We start from the raw sequence: 15,487 nt of genomic DNA, 5'->3' as shown, positions 1-15,487 counted from the left end.
ACGTTTTAGCTTATAAAAAAAGCGAGCCTTGGTTTCCAAGTGCTCGCTTTTTTGTATCTACTAAAAACACTTCCACCCCCAACCTGGCAGATTTTGTCACGTTTCCATTAGAATTCTTTGAGTTGTTTTTCCAAGCGCTGAATAGAAACCGGCTTTAGGGTTTTCATCGGCTGCGCGAATAATGAAAGTCGCAACTCTTCCAGCATCCAACGAAAATCTACCAGGTTGGGGGCATTGGCATAAGCAGGTTCCTGAGCCAGCTCTTCATAGGCATCCAACAAAGGTTGTATCTGGCGAATCGCCACCTGATCCTTCGCCGGGTCTAAATCGAGTTTTTCCAAGCGCTTTTCCAAACCTTGCAAATATCTCGGCAGTTGTGCCAGCCAAGTTTCGGGCGTGGTTCTGACAAAGTCTTTCGAAATCAGACCATCCAACTGATGTTGAATGTCAGCGATAGATGCCAACCAACGTGGATTGACCTTACCTTTGACCTGCTTGGCGATTTTCTGGTGAGCTGTCAAAATTTCACTGACTTGTTTGGCGACTTTTTGCCCTTTCTCCACCCATTGGCTACGCACCCGTTCCAGCGTCTGCTCAAACTCTGCTTGCTTACGTATGGCTTGTGGCTCTGGCACCAGCTGCTCTAAAGCACGGTCAATAATCTGCTGCGTCAAATCCTGACAGGTGCCATAAGGCGCATAGCACAAACAGGCTTTTTGAAGCGGCAACTGTTTGAACAGGTATTTTTGTTTATCCGCCAACAGTTGCTTGACCAAAGCCAGCACGGCGTCACCATGTGTTTGTTGCGCTGTGGACTCATCGCCAATCAATGCGATTTCAAAACCGTCCATCGTCATTTGCAATGCAGGATAAACCACCATTTCCGCGCCCGATTTCCCGGTTGCCAAGGTTTGCGTTTCTGCCAGATCGCCAAAATCCCAAGTTTCGACTTTTTGATTTTCGGTGTGAGCGGTTTTACCCACCTTGCCCTGATGTTTTTCAATCAACTTGTCGACCAAGTGTAGGTATTCGGCTTTGATTTTTTCCAGATCAGAACCTTCCGCCAGTAGCTTGCCTTTCTCATCTTCCAATAGATAGTAGGGCTTCAAATAATCCGGCAACTCAACGGCTTGAAAATCGTTCACTGAGACTTTATCCGTAGCGCGGCGATTGAGCACCCACACCAGTTGAGTCAAGAAAGGTTCCGCAGCAACACTACCCTTATGGCGCTTATCGGGCGACATTTCCTTTAACGCCAGCTCAGCATAGTTCGGCGCGGGGATAAACTGTTTACGTAGCCCTTTCGGCAGGGCTTTGATGTAGCACGCGATCTTCTCTTTGATTAAACCCGGCGTTAACCATTCAAAATCTTCCGATTGAACCAGATTCAAGTTTGATAGTGGAATATGCACCACCATACCGTCTTGCGTTTTGCCGGGTTCAAAGCGGTAATCGACATCCAACTGAATGTTGTTCTGCAAGCCAATCTGGTCAGGAAATTCCACATTCAAACTACTGTCGATGGATTGCTTCAGCAAAAACTCCCGCGTTAAAAATAACGATTCAATCAATTCCGGCTGTTTTTGTTTGGTAGTTTTCGCCCATTTTTCAAATGCGGGTTGGCTGTAAATGTGCTCAGGGATTTTGTCTGCATAAAAATCGTACAGTACATTGTCATCTACTAGGAAATCCAGGCGTCGAAGCTTGGACTCTATCTGCTGAATTTCGGCAATGAGCTTTTGGTTATGGACAAAGAAATCCACACGACAATGCATGTCTCCTTCCACCAAACCGTGGCGCAGAAAAATCTTGTGAGCTTCTTTTGGATTGATAGGCCCGTAGTTGCATGGACGACGATTCACTATCGGTAGACCATAAAGCGTAATGGATTCATAAGCGCCCACCTGCCCCGCTTTTTTCTGCCAATGCGGATCGGCATAGCTGTGCTTAATCAAGTGCTTGGCAAGACTTTCCACCCAGCGAATATCAATGGTTGCGTTATTTCTGGCGTAAAGCTTGGTGGTTTCCACCAGTTCGCCAGACAGCATCCATTTGGGCTTACGTTTAAATAACACCGAACTCGGATGGATAAACAGCTTGGTATTACGCGCACCGAGATAAGTGTTTTCATCATCCCGCATGGCGATATTACCGAGCAAACCGGTCATTAGCGCACGATGTACGGCAATAGAATGCAAGTCAGATAAACGCTCACCAACGACTTTGCCGTGCTGCGATACTTCTTCATACAAATGCAAGTCACCAACCTTGGTGCCGATGCGTTTCAAGCTGACTTCTAACTGGTAAAACAAATCATGCCATTCTTTCATTCGCAGATAGGACAGATAGTTGGTTTTACATAACTTTCGTAGTTTGTTTTGGCTCAGGTGGCGGCGTTGCTCTTCATAAAAGCGCCAAAGATTGAGGTAAAACAAAAAGTCCGAACGTTCATCTTCAAAGCGTTTATGCGCTTGATTCGCTGCTTGACGGTTGGACTCGTTCATATCCCGCGGGTCTTGAATACTGAGTGCCGACGCAATAATCAGCACCTCCGCCAATACATTGTTTTTCTGACCTTCCAGCACCATTTTCGCCATGCGAGGATCAAGCGGTAAGGTCGCCAACTGCTTACCGGACTCGGTCAGTTGCCTTTGCTCATCCAACGCACCGATTTCCTGCAACTGACGGAAACCATCATTGACCGCTTTGTCTTCCGGTGGTTCGATAAACGGAAAATGTTTGACCGCACCCAAACGCAATGTCTCCATCTGCAAAATGACCGATGCCAAAGACGTACGGTGAATTTCCGGCGGCGTGAAGGCCGGTCTTGCCTGAAAGTCTTCCTCATCATACAAACGAATACAAACACCGGAAGATACACGACCACAACGCCCCGCTCTTTGGTTAGCGGACGCTTGGGAAATCTTTTCAATCGGCAAACGTTGTACTTTTGAGCGCACGCTGTAACGACTGATACGCACTTGCCCCGGGTCAATGACAAACTTGATGCCCGGCACGGTTAAAGAGGTTTCCGCAACGTTGGTCGATAAAATCACTCGGCGTTTTTGCGAGGTTTGAAACACCTTGTTCTGCTCCGCCATCGATAGGCGGGCATAAAGCGGAATGATTTCAGTATTTTTCAGGTTTTGCTTGCGCAGGACTTCAGCGGTTTCTTTGATGTCCCGCTCACCGACTTGAAACACCAACACATCACCAAACGGGTCTTCCAACGCCAACTCATCCAGCGCATGAGAAATCGCCAATGGAATGTCCTGTTCATACTCATTGCCATCATCGTCTTCAAGCTTGATTAAAGGACGATAACGAATTTCCACAGGGTAAGTTCGCCCGCTAACCTCGACAACCGGCGCGCCTTTGAAATAATCCGCAAAACGCTGGGTATCAATGGTTGCAGAAGTAATCACCACTTTCAAATCAGGACGTTTCGGCAGGAGTTTCTTCAATATCCCCAGTAGGAAATCGATATTAATCGAGCGCTCATGTGCCTCATCAATAATGATGGTGTCATACTGGTTAAGAAAGGGATCGTTTTGGACTTCCGCCAATAGAATCCCGTCCGTCATCACTTTAATCAGGCTTTGTTGATGCACCTGATCATGAAATCGAACCTGATACCCGACCAACTGCCCAATGGATGACCCCAACTCTTCTGCAATACGCTCAGCAACACTGCGCGCCGCCAAACGTCTCGGTTGCGTACAACCGATGCGCCCGAGAATGCCTCTTCCCGCTTCCAAACAGATTTTTGGAATTTGCGTGGTTTTACCGGAACCTGTTTCCCCTGCAATCACCACGACCTGATGTTGCTCAATCAATTTTCTCAGCGCTTCGCGACGTTTGGCAACGGGCAGGTTTTCATCAAATTCAATCTTGGGCACAGCCTGACGATTGGCCGCCACCAACTCACGGGAACGCTGCCATTTACTGACAAATTTCTGCCAGGTTGGGGTCGCCTGCAGCGTTTCTTTTTGCGCGTCGTCCAGGGTGTTGAGCTTGAGTCTTTCCCACTGTTTTTGCAGAGCAAAGCGATCCCTCGACAATACCTCAGTTAAGGAATCGATAAAATCATGATTCGACATTTTAAGAAGCGCTGAACTATCAGACATAAATATGGCGGTGGTAAAGTGACGTTAAACCCAGAAAAACAAAGCCAGAAAACAAATGGCATAGCGAATAATCTTAGCGCGCATTTTACGCTAGATAGGCCACGAAGACCAATTTTGCACCGTGATTCTGCCAGAGCAATTCCTAAACACCCCCTTCTCGACCAAATTTCGGTAGAATTCAGCCATTAAGCAAGATTCTGGAAGACCTATGGAAGACTATATGAACGACACTTCGCCAACCTTCAGTAAAGTCAAAGCACGCCATATTCTTGTGGCGGATGAAACCCTGTGTAACGAGCTGAAAGCACAAATCAACCATTTCGAAGATTTTGATCGGTTAGCAAGAGAAAGCTCCACTTGCCCTTCTGCAAAAGTTGGCGGTGACTTGGGAATATTCGGCAGAGGCGTAATGGTTCCCGAGTTTGACGAAGTGGTATTTTCGGCGCCATTAAACGAAGTACAAGGCCCTATTAAAACCCAATTTGGCTATCATCTTATTTGGATAACAAACCGAAAATAATATTGTTGCAAAGTGTTGACCAAAGACAACATTTCATAACATTCCGCAACGATTTTCTTTGACATTGCTATACATTCCCTTCCTTAAAAAGCAGAAAAGCGATTGTTTTTATTAGACATTTACTCTTTGGCACCTTATTAGCGTTTACTTATACATGCAATTAATGCAATAATAAGAATCTTTATAGGAAAAATTGACTCTCGTGCCAATGGAGGACAAGATGAAAATTCGTCAACTGTTTGATTACGAAACCTGGACTTACACCTACTTACTGTGGGACGAAGACACAAAAGAAGCTGCCGTCATTGACTCGGTTGCTGAACAGGTCGAGCGTGATATCCAACACATCGAAGAATTGGGATTAAACGTTAAGTATTTGCTTGAAACCCATATCCATGCCGATCACATTACCGGCGCTGGCCCTATTCGCAAGCACACAGGTGCAAAAATCGTTGTACATAAAAACTCTGGTTCAGAGTGTGCTGACATTCTTGCCGAAGAAGGCGACAGCTTCATGTTGGGACAGCAGTCTATCCGTGTATTGCACACGCCTGGCCACACAGATAATGACATCACTTACCAAATCGACGGTGCCGTCTTCACGGGTGACACTCTGTTGGTAAGAGACTGTGGTCGTACCGACTTCCAGTTGGGTAGCAATGAAGCCATGTATGAATCTTTGACAGAAAAGCTTTTCAAACTGTCTCCTGACACTTTGGTTTTCCCTGCTCACGATTACAAAGGGTTTTCTCAGTCCACTATCGGTGAAGAAATTGAGTACAACACAAGAGTGGGCAAAGGTACGTCTTATGAGGACTTCGCTGTGATTATGGATAACCTGAACCTACCCAACCCAAGAAAAATCGACATCTCAGTGCCTGGTAACATGCAGTGCGGTAATGTCGCTTAACTCGCAACAACTCAGGTCCAGGTACCCAACCTGGCAGATTTTGCTTACAAAAGCATCATAAAAAAAGCCCCGCACTGCGGGGCTTTTTTGTCGCTATGTTTTGAAATGCTTATGCCACTTCCAAAACTTCTACTTTGTAGTTCAATGTTTGGTTCGCCAATGGGTGATTACCATCTAGGAAAACTTTGTCTTCGTCGATTTCTACAATACGGAAAGCGATAATTTCACCATCTGGGTCTTCCGTTTCAACCACTTCACCCACTTTAATCTCAACATTGTCATCAAAGTTTTCAGGAGAAGCATAAACGATCAAGTCCTGACGCGTTACGCCATACCCTTTCTCAGGCGGAATGGTGACCTTGGCTTCAAATCCAGGTTCTTCACCTTCTAACAACTCTTCCAACCCTTCGATAATCTCACCTTCGCCATGTACATAATGAACTGGTTCACCACCAAAAGTCGAATCCAGCAGTTCACCTGACTCATTGCGTAGCTCATAATGAAAAGTAACTTCACTACCGTTTTTAATTCTCATGAATCTGTCCTTTATTCTCCAACGTCATATCCGAAATGTCAGATGAACGTCTTCTTTATATTTCCTTCATCAAAAGGATGTTGGGTTACAATAGCGCATATTCTAACCGAAAGTGACTGTGAGTCTATTAGAAATGCGTCAAATCATAATGGATACAGAGACCACGGGTCTTGACCCAAAAAGCGGTGACAAAATCATCGAAATCGGTGCCGTGGAACTCATCGAAAGAAAGCTGACCCACAAAAATTATCATCAATATATCCAACCTGAACGTGATGTCCCGGAAGATGCGATTGCCGTCCACGGTATCACCAACGAATTCCTCGAAGATAAACCGATTTTTTCCGATGTCGTTGATGACTTCATGGCGTTTGTCGCCGGTGCTGAATTGATTATCCACAATGCCCCCTTCGACGTCGGGTTTATCAACCATGAGCTGTCGCTACTGAAGAACAACCGTTGGGGCAAAATCGAAGATCACTGTACCATCACTGACAGTTTGAAAATGGCGCGAAAGTCCTTCCCCGGGCAGCGCAACACGCTGGATGCCTTGTGTAAACGCTTCGGTATCGACAACTCCAACCGAACGCTCCATGGCGCTTTACTCGACTCCGAAATCCTAGCTGACGTCTACTTGGCGATGACGGGGGGACAAACCGCCCTATCGCTCCACGAAGAATATGAAGGGAATGCATCCGGTAACGTTGTTCAACTGGATGTCAATCGGCCTAAGTTGAAAGTGCTGAAAGCAACAGATGATGAACTGATGCGTCACCAACAAAAGCTGGAAGCGATCAGTAAAAAATTTGGTGAAACGATTAGCTGGTAGAAATGACAGGTAGGAAATGACTCGTCATGAGTGGCTGACAACCTAAGTTGCCATGCCGCTAGAGGTTAATTGGTAACTATTTAGAACTCGCCTGCATTGCAGGCTCTTTTTCTTTCAGTACCAAGGCAGAAGGTGATACCTTATCCCCCGGTTTCAAGTCTGAAGTCATCACCAATGACGGATCCAGTCTGACATTAAACCAGCTCATTCCCCAATGAACATGCGGTCCGGTTGCTCGACCTGTTTGCCCCACTTCACCAATGACCTGCCCTTTTTTCACAAAGTCGCCTTGTTTGACGAACACTTTGTGTAAATGCATCACTGTCGAGCGTAATCCATACCCGTGATCGATCATCACCGTATGACCACTCAACACCATATCTGCACTCAAAGTGATTTTTCCATCTGCTGGCGCATGCAGCGGCGTCCCTTGTGGAGCAGCAATATCGACCCCCATGTGAGGTGCGCGAGGCTTGCCGTTCAAAATACGTTGGCTGCCGTAAATTCCGCTGATAATCCCTTTCGTCGGCCAGTCAAACCCGCTGTCAAAATAAGGGGTTGGTAGATTGATTTTTCTCGCCGCTTTTGCCTCGGCAATGTCTCGATAAATTAACTTCAAAGTCGCTTTATCAGGCGACACCTTGTTTTTCGGCAAGCCATTGATGCGCTGAACGGTATAACTGCGCTTGGCAATTTTCAGTGTTTGTTGTTGCTTTTTGCCATCCGACTCAATCAACGTCAGTGTTTGCTTAACCCCATCGTTTCGCGAAAACCCGATCAGTACGCGACCTTCTGCATCCGGCTTCAGCAAGTGATGCTTGTAACTCACTTCATAGCCCGGAGAGACTTTAAGAATGACAAATCCGCCCTGTTCCAAGGTTCCTTTTTCAACCTCAACGCTGGGTGTTTTCGCAAAAACCGCTTGAGACAACATCAATCCCGCGACAAAAATCGTTTTCTTCATATAAGACAAAAATCCGTTGTTATGCATTTGCTAATTCATCCATTGCTAGATTGGCCAACTCATCCACGCGCTCATTTTCGGCATGCCCAGCATGTCCTTTCACCCATGCCCATTCGACTTGATGCTGTTGAATGACTTCATCAAGTTGTTGCCATAAATCCTGATTTTTTACAGGCTTTTTCGCCGCAGTCCGCCATTGGTTCTTTTTCCAATTTGGAAGCCATTGTGTAATGCCATTTTTAACATATTGGGAGTCGGTTGTCAGTAAGACTTTGCATGGGCGTTTCAATGCCTTCAAAGCTTCAATCGCTGCCGTCAGCTCCATGCGGTTATTGGTGGTGTCCTCTGCCGCGCCTTTCAATTCTTTTTCGTGTCCGCCCATTCTCAGCAGCGCTCCCCAGCCACCAATTCCGGGATTACCTCGACATCCGCCATCGGTAAAAATTTCGACTTGTTGCATTTTCTATCTCTTAACTTTGATTATTGACTTGTTTTCTTATCATTCAAACCGGCGGAACGTTGATGCGCCTCAGAATTGGCGATGACCCGCCCTTTCTTCACCGTTTGCCAAGGTGCAAAGCGCCAGTTCAACCCTACCGGCGTCGGCGAGCCAACTTTTTTCTTGGCGACAATACAGTAAACATTTCCCAAATCCAAGCCAACCTTATCCATCCAGTGCTCCAGCATCAACAAAAAGCCACTCGGCTGGTAGCTTTCGATATCTTTGGTGACGCAGCTCAATGAGCTATAGGAAATTTTCTGAATTTCATAGCCAAGTACATTGAGCCAATCGACAACCCGGCTTTCTTTTACCAGGTTAGCTCGTTTGAATATTTGGCTGTTTTCTCCAAACTTTTGACGAATGACATGACAACCAAACGGATTAAACCCGGTAATCAAAACATGGCCTTCGGGAACAAGCATTTTATCCACTTGTCTTAGCAGGTGGTAGGGGTCGGAAACGGATTCCAACGTATGCGGTAACAGCACAGCGTCAATCGAATCGTCCTTGAACGGCAGATAATTTAAATCCGTAAGTACAAATGCCTGGATTTTCTCTGACGATAGATGCGCCGGCCGAATCGCATCGGCAAATACCTTGCGACTCACACGACTGTTTTGTACAAGATCATCCTCACAACTGATACCCAGCTGCAATAGATAGTAACCGAATACCTTTTCTAAACTACGCTCAAGCAACAGCTTCTCGTCATTTAGAAGAGAAAGTCCCTTCGGAGTCTTATAAAAACGTGACAAAAATGTCTGGAACGTTAGATTCTGCATGAACAACTGTCATCAGATTTGTTAGAATTCACTGATTATAACAGCTATAAAGGTCTGGAATGAACATCATTGGCTTGCCTACTGATTACGACAATTACATCTGGGTGATTCGCTCAGACGACGCCAATATTCGAGAGGCTTGGATTGTCGACCCAGGCGAAAGCCACCGTGTCATTCCCTACTTTCAAGAAAATCAGCTTTCGCTTGCCGGCATTCTGTTGACCCACCACCATTACGACCATACTGATGGCATCCAAGATGTTTTGAAGGCTCTTGGCGATGCGCCTGTGGTCAGCAACCCGAGAGGGCCGTACAAACATGTGACCTACCCGGTTTTGGAAGGTGACAAGGTTCAAGTGCTCGGCAAAACATTTGAAGTCTTGGAAATCCCCGGCCACACTCATGAGCATGTCGCGTTTTACCACCCGGAAGCTTTGTTCTGCGGTGACGTTCTCTTTACTGCTGGTTGCGGCAAAACCTGGACACAGTCACCAAAACCAATGGCTGAGTCTTTACTGCGTTTAAGAGACCTGAACGATGACTGTTTGATTTACTGCGGGCATGAGTACACCTTTGCCAACATCAACTTTGCAGCCATCGCCGAACCAGACAATGAAGCGGTTCAAAAACGCCAGCAAGAAGTCAGGCAAAAAACCAAAGTCGGTATCCCCTGTGTACCTGAAAGATTGGGCGTAGAGAAACAGACCAATCCGTTTTTACGCTTTGATACAGAAAATTTGAAAGAAACCCTTATCAAACGACACCAATCCTTTTATAATTTCAAGTTGGATTCGAATGCTAATCTTTATGCAACTCTGCGTTCGTGGAAGGATTCGCTCGATAAGACCGGCATTTTAGAGTCTGGATTGGACTGATTTTTAAAACTATGAGCTTTGTTCAAAAATATCTTTTTCTGTTAGGTTGTATGGTTCTACCATTCGTTATGAATGGATGTGCTTTAACACCGCTAAAATCAGAACAAAACACCAGCGAGCAGTCATCTAACTCTGGTGATGGTGACGCGACGACTGCCGAAAATGACGACGACACCGACCCAAAACTGCCTATCGCCATGCCCTCTGAAATGGATGATGCCGAAAGCCTCAGCTTCGAGCAAACCATTCAAAAAGCCACGCTGGAAAAATACGACCTTGCCGAAACTGACACGCAGCGTCTAAAGAATTTCGTACACGCCCCAAACACTGAAGAAAACGATAACCTTTGGGAAGTGCTTAGCCATAACTTCTTCTTAGCACCCGCGCATGCCGAAGAATATAAATCCTATATCGAATACTATCTAAAACGTCGCAAATACCTAAAACGCGTTTCGATTCGTGCCAAACCCTATCTCTACTACATTTTGCAAGAAATCAAAAAACGCAAAATGCCGTATGAAATCGCGTTATTGCCAGTTATCGAAAGTGGCTACTATCCATTTGCCCGTTCTTACGTAAGTGCCTCTGGTCTTTGGCAGTTTATGCCCTCTACCGGTCATCTTTACGGTCTACAGCATAACTGGTGGTATGACGGTCGTCAGGACATCTATAAGAGCACACAGGCTGCCTTGGATTACCTGCAACAGCTTTACGTGATGAACGACTATGATTGGCTTTTAGCCCTTGCCTCGTACAATGCCGGATTGGGCAATGTACTGAAAGCTCAAAGAAAATATTTGAAAAGACACCCTAACGGCACCCCTAACTTCTGGAACATTCGCCGTTATTTACCGCAAGAAACCAAACGCTACGTTCCTCAACTACTGGCCATTGCCTACCTAATTGATCACCAATCCGAATACAACATTCACTTGGTACCAATTGAGAACGCCCCTTACTTCGATGACTTGAAGCTAACGCAGCAAATCAACCTAAGAAACGTTGCCAAAGCAACGCAAACGGATTTACAACTACTCAAAGTTCTAAACCCTGGTTTCCTTCGAGTGGCAACGCCACCGAATGCCAAGCACCGTTTGCTATTGCCGGCTGACATCGCCAATGATTTCAGAAAGCAATACGAAGACAATCCTGAAAAATTCAAAGTCAACTGGGCACGACATATCATCAAGCCAGGCGAGAGTTTGCTGGTCATTGCACACAAATACCACACCTCAGCGAGTGAGATCAAAAAGCTGAACGGTTTGCACAACAACTTGATTCGAGCGGGTCACACCTTATTGATTCCGATTCCTAAAAATCAAATTAATGCCGTTCGTCTAGCCGAAAACAAGAAAAAGCCCTATAGAGGCAACAAGTATTACCATACCGTCCGCCCTGGTGAAAGCTTATGGACGATTGCCCGTTACTACAATGTTTCAACAAGAACACTGTGCGAATGGAATCGCATTAGTATCCGCACACCACTTCGTAAGGGACAGAAGCTCGAAATCCGTTCCAGCAAATATGGTAAAAAGTTTACTTATACTCTGAAAAAGGGTGAGAGTTTGTGGATCGTCGCGCAGAAATACTCTGTCACCACAACTGAATTATGCAACTGGAACGGACTCCGGAAGTCACAGGTTGTTCAACCTGGAACGAAGCTAGACGTCTGGGTTAAAAGTTAGCGTGATTGTTAAGCAGATTATCGAAAGTACTCTCAAAAGAAATGCTGCTTCACTCTCCCTACTGCTAACGATTGCCTTTTTTTCCGCCTTTTTCTCGACAAACACCTTCAGCTCTACCGGTAACCTAGATAGAAGCAAACTCACCAAAGATCAAAGAGACTTCCTGAATGGCTACGAAGCCATCAAAGCAAATGATCGCCCTCTGATTGCTTTCTACAAAAAAGAACTACAAGACTATGTGCTCTACCCCTACTTGTCTTACTTGGATATTAAATATCACTTCAAATCCACACCGGAATCGCAGATCGACCATTTTCTAGAGCGCTACCCAAACAGCACTCTCACCCCTTTCTTGATTAAGCACTACCTTGAATACCTCGGAAAAAACCATTACTCCGAACGCTACCTTAAATATTACAAACTGAGACCGCAAAGTGCCACCAAGCTACAATGCTATTACTTTGATGCCCGCATTCGGCTGAATCAGACCGATGATATTTTGGAGCCTGGCGCACGCTTCTGGCGTAACCAAGAAAAACTCCCCCACACCTGTCATCTACTTGAGAAGGCACTTCACAAAGCCAATCGTATTACCGGCTCTATGGTGTGGGAACGCATCCAACTCAATATGCAAAAGGGTCACTTAATCCAATCCACAAGATTGGCAAGACACCTTTCCCCACAAGGTAAAAAAACGCTCAAGTACTGGATAGCCGTTTATCGCTCTCCGAAAAAAGTCACTGAAAACATGCCAGACTATGTGCCTGCGGTCATCCGCAAACCCATCTTCAAACAGGGCGTTACGCGTTTATCCTATTCCAACCCGAAACTGGCTATGCGCATGCTCAAACAGCGTTCGGAACAATACGGTCTTAGCCGTCTGGAAGAACAAAAGCTTTCCCGTCAGATTTCCTTGCGCTTTGCTTACCAATATATGCCAGAGGCCCAGGGCTACCTGAAGGATTTGGACCAAGCCGTTCAAAGCGAAAAAGTCATGAACTGGCGATTGCAACTTGCCATCCGTCATTCCAACTGGATTAACTACCTTGATCTATACGATTTGCTGCCGGATGATATGCAGCAACAAAATCGCTGGCGTTATTGGAGAGCACGCGCTTATGAATCCCTTAACGAATTCAGACAGGCTAAACCGATATTTCAAAGCCTAGCGAAAGAACGTAATTTCTATGGCTTTATGTCTGCCGACAAACTCAACCAACCGTACCGTTTCAATCCTGCGCCTGAGAAGTCGTTTGATATGGGCAAGCTGACTCAAAAATACCCTCAACTCAAGGCCATTAAAGAGCTGATTGCCATTCATTGGACGCACAGTTTGAGACGCGAGTGGTATCACTTGTTACAGCATGTCGAGCCGAACGATATCGAAGCCGTCGCAAACTATATGTCAGACTCACAACAACATCACCTCGCCATCCAGACCATTGCCAAAGCAAAAATGTGGGACGACCTGGCGTTACGCTTCCCAACCCCTTATAAACAGCCCGTTTTAAATGCCGCTAAAAAGCACACCGTCGATCCTGCTTGGGTATATGGCGTTATGCGACGAGAAAGTGCCTTCTCCCCCACTATTAGCTCGCACGCCGGTGCTACAGGCCTCATGCAACTTTTGCCTAACACCGCTCGCTATATTGGTAAGAAAATCGGATTTAAACGTAAACAATACACGCACCTGACCAATGCAGAGTCAAACATCCAGCTTGGCAGTGCTTACTTGAGCTATCTGGAAGATAAGTATGATGGTAATCGCATTTTAGCGACGGCGGCCTACAACGCAGGACCTGATAGAGTAGATAGCTGGATTCCAAAAGATATGCAAATTTCGGCGGATCAATGGATTGATACCATTCCGTTCAGCGAAACACGAGATTACGTCAAAGCCGTTATGGAATACACCACTATTTTCAAATCAGTGTTAAGTAAACACTATGATCGACTGCAAAATTTTATGAAACCTATTGGTTCCGACAATAACAACGCCAATAATAAATTGGTCGCAACCAACGATAAAAATTGAGGGCAGGAAGTTTTAGATAAAAAAAAACCCTAGGGACAAACTAGGGTTTAAATAAAATTATTTCTTGAATTATTTAAGAAATAATCAGAGGAGGATACTCATGAAGAAACATGAATAGCTAAAGTATATGAGTTTTCCCTTATATTGTCAAACATTAATATGTAAAAAAGTTATTAAAAATTATAAACTTACTTAATATAAAACCATATTTTTAAAAAGGTTTTTACTATAAAATGCTTATGCAGAGCGGCTTAGAAAGCCGGACAATTGTTAAATTTTTATGACTTCTTTCAAAAAAATTTAACTACACTTTTCTCCAAGTAGTGCCTTGAGGAGAATCCAACAACTCAATTCCTTGCGCCAACAGTTCGTCACGAATTTGATCCGAACGAGCAAAGTCTTTATTCTTTCTCACTTCCGCGCGCTCATCAATCAAAGACTGAATCGCATCATCCGTCAAATCTGATTGCGAAGGCTGAGATTTGAAGAATACATTCGCATCCTGCTCCAACAAACCGATTTGATTTGCCAGTTTTTTCAACAAGCCGCCCAAGGTTTCAGACTTGGTCTTGTTCACTTCTTTCGCCAACTCAAACAACACTGCCATCGCCTGAGGGGTATTAAAGTCATCGTTCATCGCATCGTTGAATTCAACTTCGTAGTTTGTACCTGCTTCTGCGGCGCTCAACTGGTCTGGTGTAAAGCTTTCCAATGCCGAGTACAAACGCGACACGCTGGATTTTGCAACTTCCAGATTGTCTTCCGAGTAATTCACCGGGCTGCGGTAATGACTCGCCAATAGGAAATAACGAATCACTTCCGGGTGATACAACTTCAACACTTCACGAATGGTAAAGAAGTTGCCCAAAGACTTAGACATCTTCTCGTCGTCCACGCGCACGAAACCACAATGCATCCAGGTATTCACATAATGCTCACCAGTTGCACATTCCGACTGAGCGATTTCGTTTTCATGATGCGGAAAACTCAAGTCCATACCACCACCATGAATGTCGAAGTGGTTGCCTAGACATTTGGTAGACATGGCCGAACATTCGATATGCCAACCCGGACGCCCTTCTCCCCACGGTGAAGACCAAGCCGGTTCATTTTCTTTTGAAGCCTTCCACAACACAAAGTCCAAAGGATCTTTTTTAACTTCATTTACTTCAACGCGAGCACCCGACTCTAAGTCATCGATGTTTTTGCCCGACAAACGACCATAATCTTTATCGGACTTCACATTGAAATAAACATCACCATTTTCCGCCGGATAAGCATGCCCTTTTTCAATCAAGGTCGAAATCATGCTCTCAATATCCTGCATGTGCTCGGTAGCAAGTGGCTCAATATCCGGGCGCAAAACATTCATCGCCGCTTCGTCTTCGTGCATGGCATCAATAAAACGGCCCGTCAAAGATTGAATACTTTCACCATTCTCCAATGCGCGTTTGATGATCTTATCGTCGATATCGGTAATATTTCGCACATAGGTCACGTTATAGCCCAAGGCTCTCAAATGACGCACAACCGTATCAAACACCACCATGACACGTGCGTGGCCGATGTGACAATAATCATAAACCGTCACTCCGCAAACATAGATACCTACTTCATTGTCGTGTATCGGTTTAAAGGTTTCTTTTTGACGGGTTTCCGTGTTGTAAATCTGTAAGGACATGCTGTTTCCTGTATTTCAGAAAAGTTGTCAGGCGTGCAGAAA

At 45.3% G+C, this 15,487-nt stretch carries 12 protein-coding genes; 6 read left to right on the top strand and 6 right to left on the bottom strand.

Going from position 1 to position 15,487, the window contains the following annotated elements; translation table 11 throughout:
• Positions 1-107: 107 nt before the first annotated feature.
• Positions 108-4,127 carry an ATP-dependent RNA helicase HrpA gene (gene hrpA, locus F8R13_RS01880; protein WP_253806295.1) on the bottom strand — a complete coding sequence of 1,340 codons (4,020 nt, stop codon included), beginning with the start codon at positions 4,125-4,127 and terminating at the stop codon, positions 108-110.
• 220 nt (positions 4,128-4,347) lie between these two features.
• Here hrpA and F8R13_RS01875 point away from each other — a divergent pair, with 220 nt between their 5' ends.
• Together F8R13_RS01875 and F8R13_RS01870 are read left to right on the top strand one after the other, a co-directional pair.
• Complete coding sequence (locus F8R13_RS01875; protein WP_152831633.1) at positions 4,348-4,647, top strand: peptidylprolyl isomerase; 300 nt, start codon at positions 4,348-4,350, stop codon at positions 4,645-4,647.
• A 220-nt stretch (positions 4,648-4,867) separates the two neighbouring features.
• Entirely contained in the window at positions 4,868-5,557 is a 690-nt protein-coding gene (locus tag F8R13_RS01870; protein ID WP_152831632.1) for an MBL fold metallo-hydrolase, read from the top strand.
• Positions 5,558-5,666: 109 nt separating this feature from the next.
• Here F8R13_RS01870 and F8R13_RS01865 read toward each other — a convergent pair whose 3' ends face one another.
• Positions 5,667-6,092 (bottom strand): peptidylprolyl isomerase, encoded by a 426-nt coding sequence (locus tag F8R13_RS01865; RefSeq protein WP_152831631.1) that lies wholly within the window; start codon positions 6,090-6,092, stop codon positions 5,667-5,669.
• Positions 6,093-6,225: 133 nt separating this feature from the next.
• On the opposite strand from F8R13_RS01865, the gene dnaQ reads away from it, so the two are divergent.
• Positions 6,226-6,921 (top strand): DNA polymerase III subunit epsilon, encoded by a 696-nt coding sequence (gene dnaQ / locus F8R13_RS01860; RefSeq protein WP_152831630.1) that lies wholly within the window; start codon positions 6,226-6,228, stop codon positions 6,919-6,921.
• A 76-nt stretch (positions 6,922-6,997) separates the two neighbouring features.
• On the opposite strand, the gene F8R13_RS01855 is transcribed toward dnaQ, so the two are convergent.
• The 3 genes from F8R13_RS01855 to F8R13_RS01845 are packed head-to-tail and all read right to left on the bottom strand — an operon-like array spanning position 6,998 to position 9,169.
• The gene (locus tag F8R13_RS01855) at positions 6,998-7,885 is read right to left on the bottom strand and encodes a M23 family metallopeptidase (protein ID WP_172967667.1); all 888 of its coding nucleotides are present in this window, start codon (positions 7,883-7,885) and stop codon (positions 6,998-7,000) included.
• Between the two features lie 19 nt (positions 7,886-7,904).
• The gene (gene rnhA, locus F8R13_RS01850) at positions 7,905-8,345 is read right to left on the bottom strand and encodes a ribonuclease HI (RefSeq protein ID WP_152831628.1); all 441 of its coding nucleotides are present in this window, start codon (positions 8,343-8,345) and stop codon (positions 7,905-7,907) included.
• 20 nt (positions 8,346-8,365) lie between these two features.
• Positions 8,366-9,169, bottom strand: coding sequence for a class I SAM-dependent methyltransferase (locus F8R13_RS01845; RefSeq protein ID WP_152831627.1), 804 nt, complete (start codon positions 9,167-9,169; stop codon positions 8,366-8,368).
• 59 nt (positions 9,170-9,228) lie between these two features.
• Here F8R13_RS01845 and gloB point away from each other — a divergent pair, with 59 nt between their 5' ends.
• The 3 genes from gloB (at position 9,229) to F8R13_RS01830 (ending at position 13,764) form a co-directional block, all read left to right on the top strand.
• On the top strand, positions 9,229-10,044 hold the full coding sequence (gene gloB, locus F8R13_RS01840; RefSeq protein ID WP_152831626.1) for a hydroxyacylglutathione hydrolase: 816 nt from the start codon (positions 9,229-9,231) through the stop codon (positions 10,042-10,044).
• A 68-nt stretch (positions 10,045-10,112) separates the two neighbouring features.
• Complete coding sequence (locus F8R13_RS01835) at positions 10,113-11,729, top strand: LysM peptidoglycan-binding domain-containing protein (RefSeq protein ID WP_253806294.1); 1,617 nt, start codon at positions 10,113-10,115, stop codon at positions 11,727-11,729.
• Position 11,730: 1 nt separating this feature from the next.
• Positions 11,731-13,764, top strand: a complete 2,034-nt coding sequence (locus F8R13_RS01830) for a transglycosylase SLT domain-containing protein (protein WP_371414875.1) — start codon at positions 11,731-11,733, stop codon at positions 13,762-13,764.
• A gap of 304 nt (positions 13,765-14,068) precedes the next feature.
• On the opposite strand, the gene cysS is transcribed toward F8R13_RS01830, so the two are convergent.
• A complete protein-coding gene (gene cysS / locus F8R13_RS01825) occupies positions 14,069-15,445 on the bottom strand; it encodes a cysteine--tRNA ligase (RefSeq protein ID WP_152831625.1) in 1,377 nt (458 codons plus the stop codon).
• Positions 15,446-15,487: the final 42 nt, after the last annotated feature.

Origin of the sequence: Hydrogenovibrio sp. JE_KL2, from assembly GCF_009296185.1 — a bacterium.
In the GTDB taxonomy this organism is placed as follows: Bacteria; Pseudomonadota; Gammaproteobacteria; order Thiomicrospirales; family Thiomicrospiraceae; genus Hydrogenovibrio.
This window is presented reverse-complemented; position numbering and strand designations above follow the sequence as displayed.

Excerpts from the sequence above, each read along its gene's own strand:
- hrpA (WP_253806295.1), bottom strand. The coding sequence starts at position 4,127 with ATGTCTGATAGTTCAGCGCTTCTTAAAATGTCGAATCATGATTTTATC.
- F8R13_RS01875 (WP_152831633.1), top strand. The coding sequence starts at position 4,348 with ATGAACGACACTTCGCCAACCTTCAGTAAAGTCAAAGCACGCCATATT.
- F8R13_RS01870 (WP_152831632.1), top strand. The coding sequence starts at position 4,868 with ATGAAAATTCGTCAACTGTTTGATTACGAAACCTGGACTTACACCTAC.
- F8R13_RS01865 (WP_152831631.1), bottom strand. The coding sequence starts at position 6,092 with ATGAGAATTAAAAACGGTAGTGAAGTTACTTTTCATTATGAGCTACGC.
- dnaQ (WP_152831630.1), top strand. The coding sequence starts at position 6,226 with ATGCGTCAAATCATAATGGATACAGAGACCACGGGTCTTGACCCAAAA.
- F8R13_RS01855 (WP_172967667.1), bottom strand. The coding sequence starts at position 7,885 with ATGAAGAAAACGATTTTTGTCGCGGGATTGATGTTGTCTCAAGCGGTT.
- rnhA (WP_152831628.1), bottom strand. The coding sequence starts at position 8,345 with ATGCAACAAGTCGAAATTTTTACCGATGGCGGATGTCGAGGTAATCCC.
- F8R13_RS01845 (WP_152831627.1), bottom strand. The coding sequence starts at position 9,169 with ATGCAGAATCTAACGTTCCAGACATTTTTGTCACGTTTTTATAAGACT.
- gloB (WP_152831626.1), top strand. The coding sequence starts at position 9,229 with ATGAACATCATTGGCTTGCCTACTGATTACGACAATTACATCTGGGTG.
- F8R13_RS01835 (WP_253806294.1), top strand. The coding sequence starts at position 10,113 with ATGAATGGATGTGCTTTAACACCGCTAAAATCAGAACAAAACACCAGC.
- cysS (WP_152831625.1), bottom strand. The coding sequence starts at position 15,445 with ATGTCCTTACAGATTTACAACACGGAAACCCGTCAAAAAGAAACCTTT.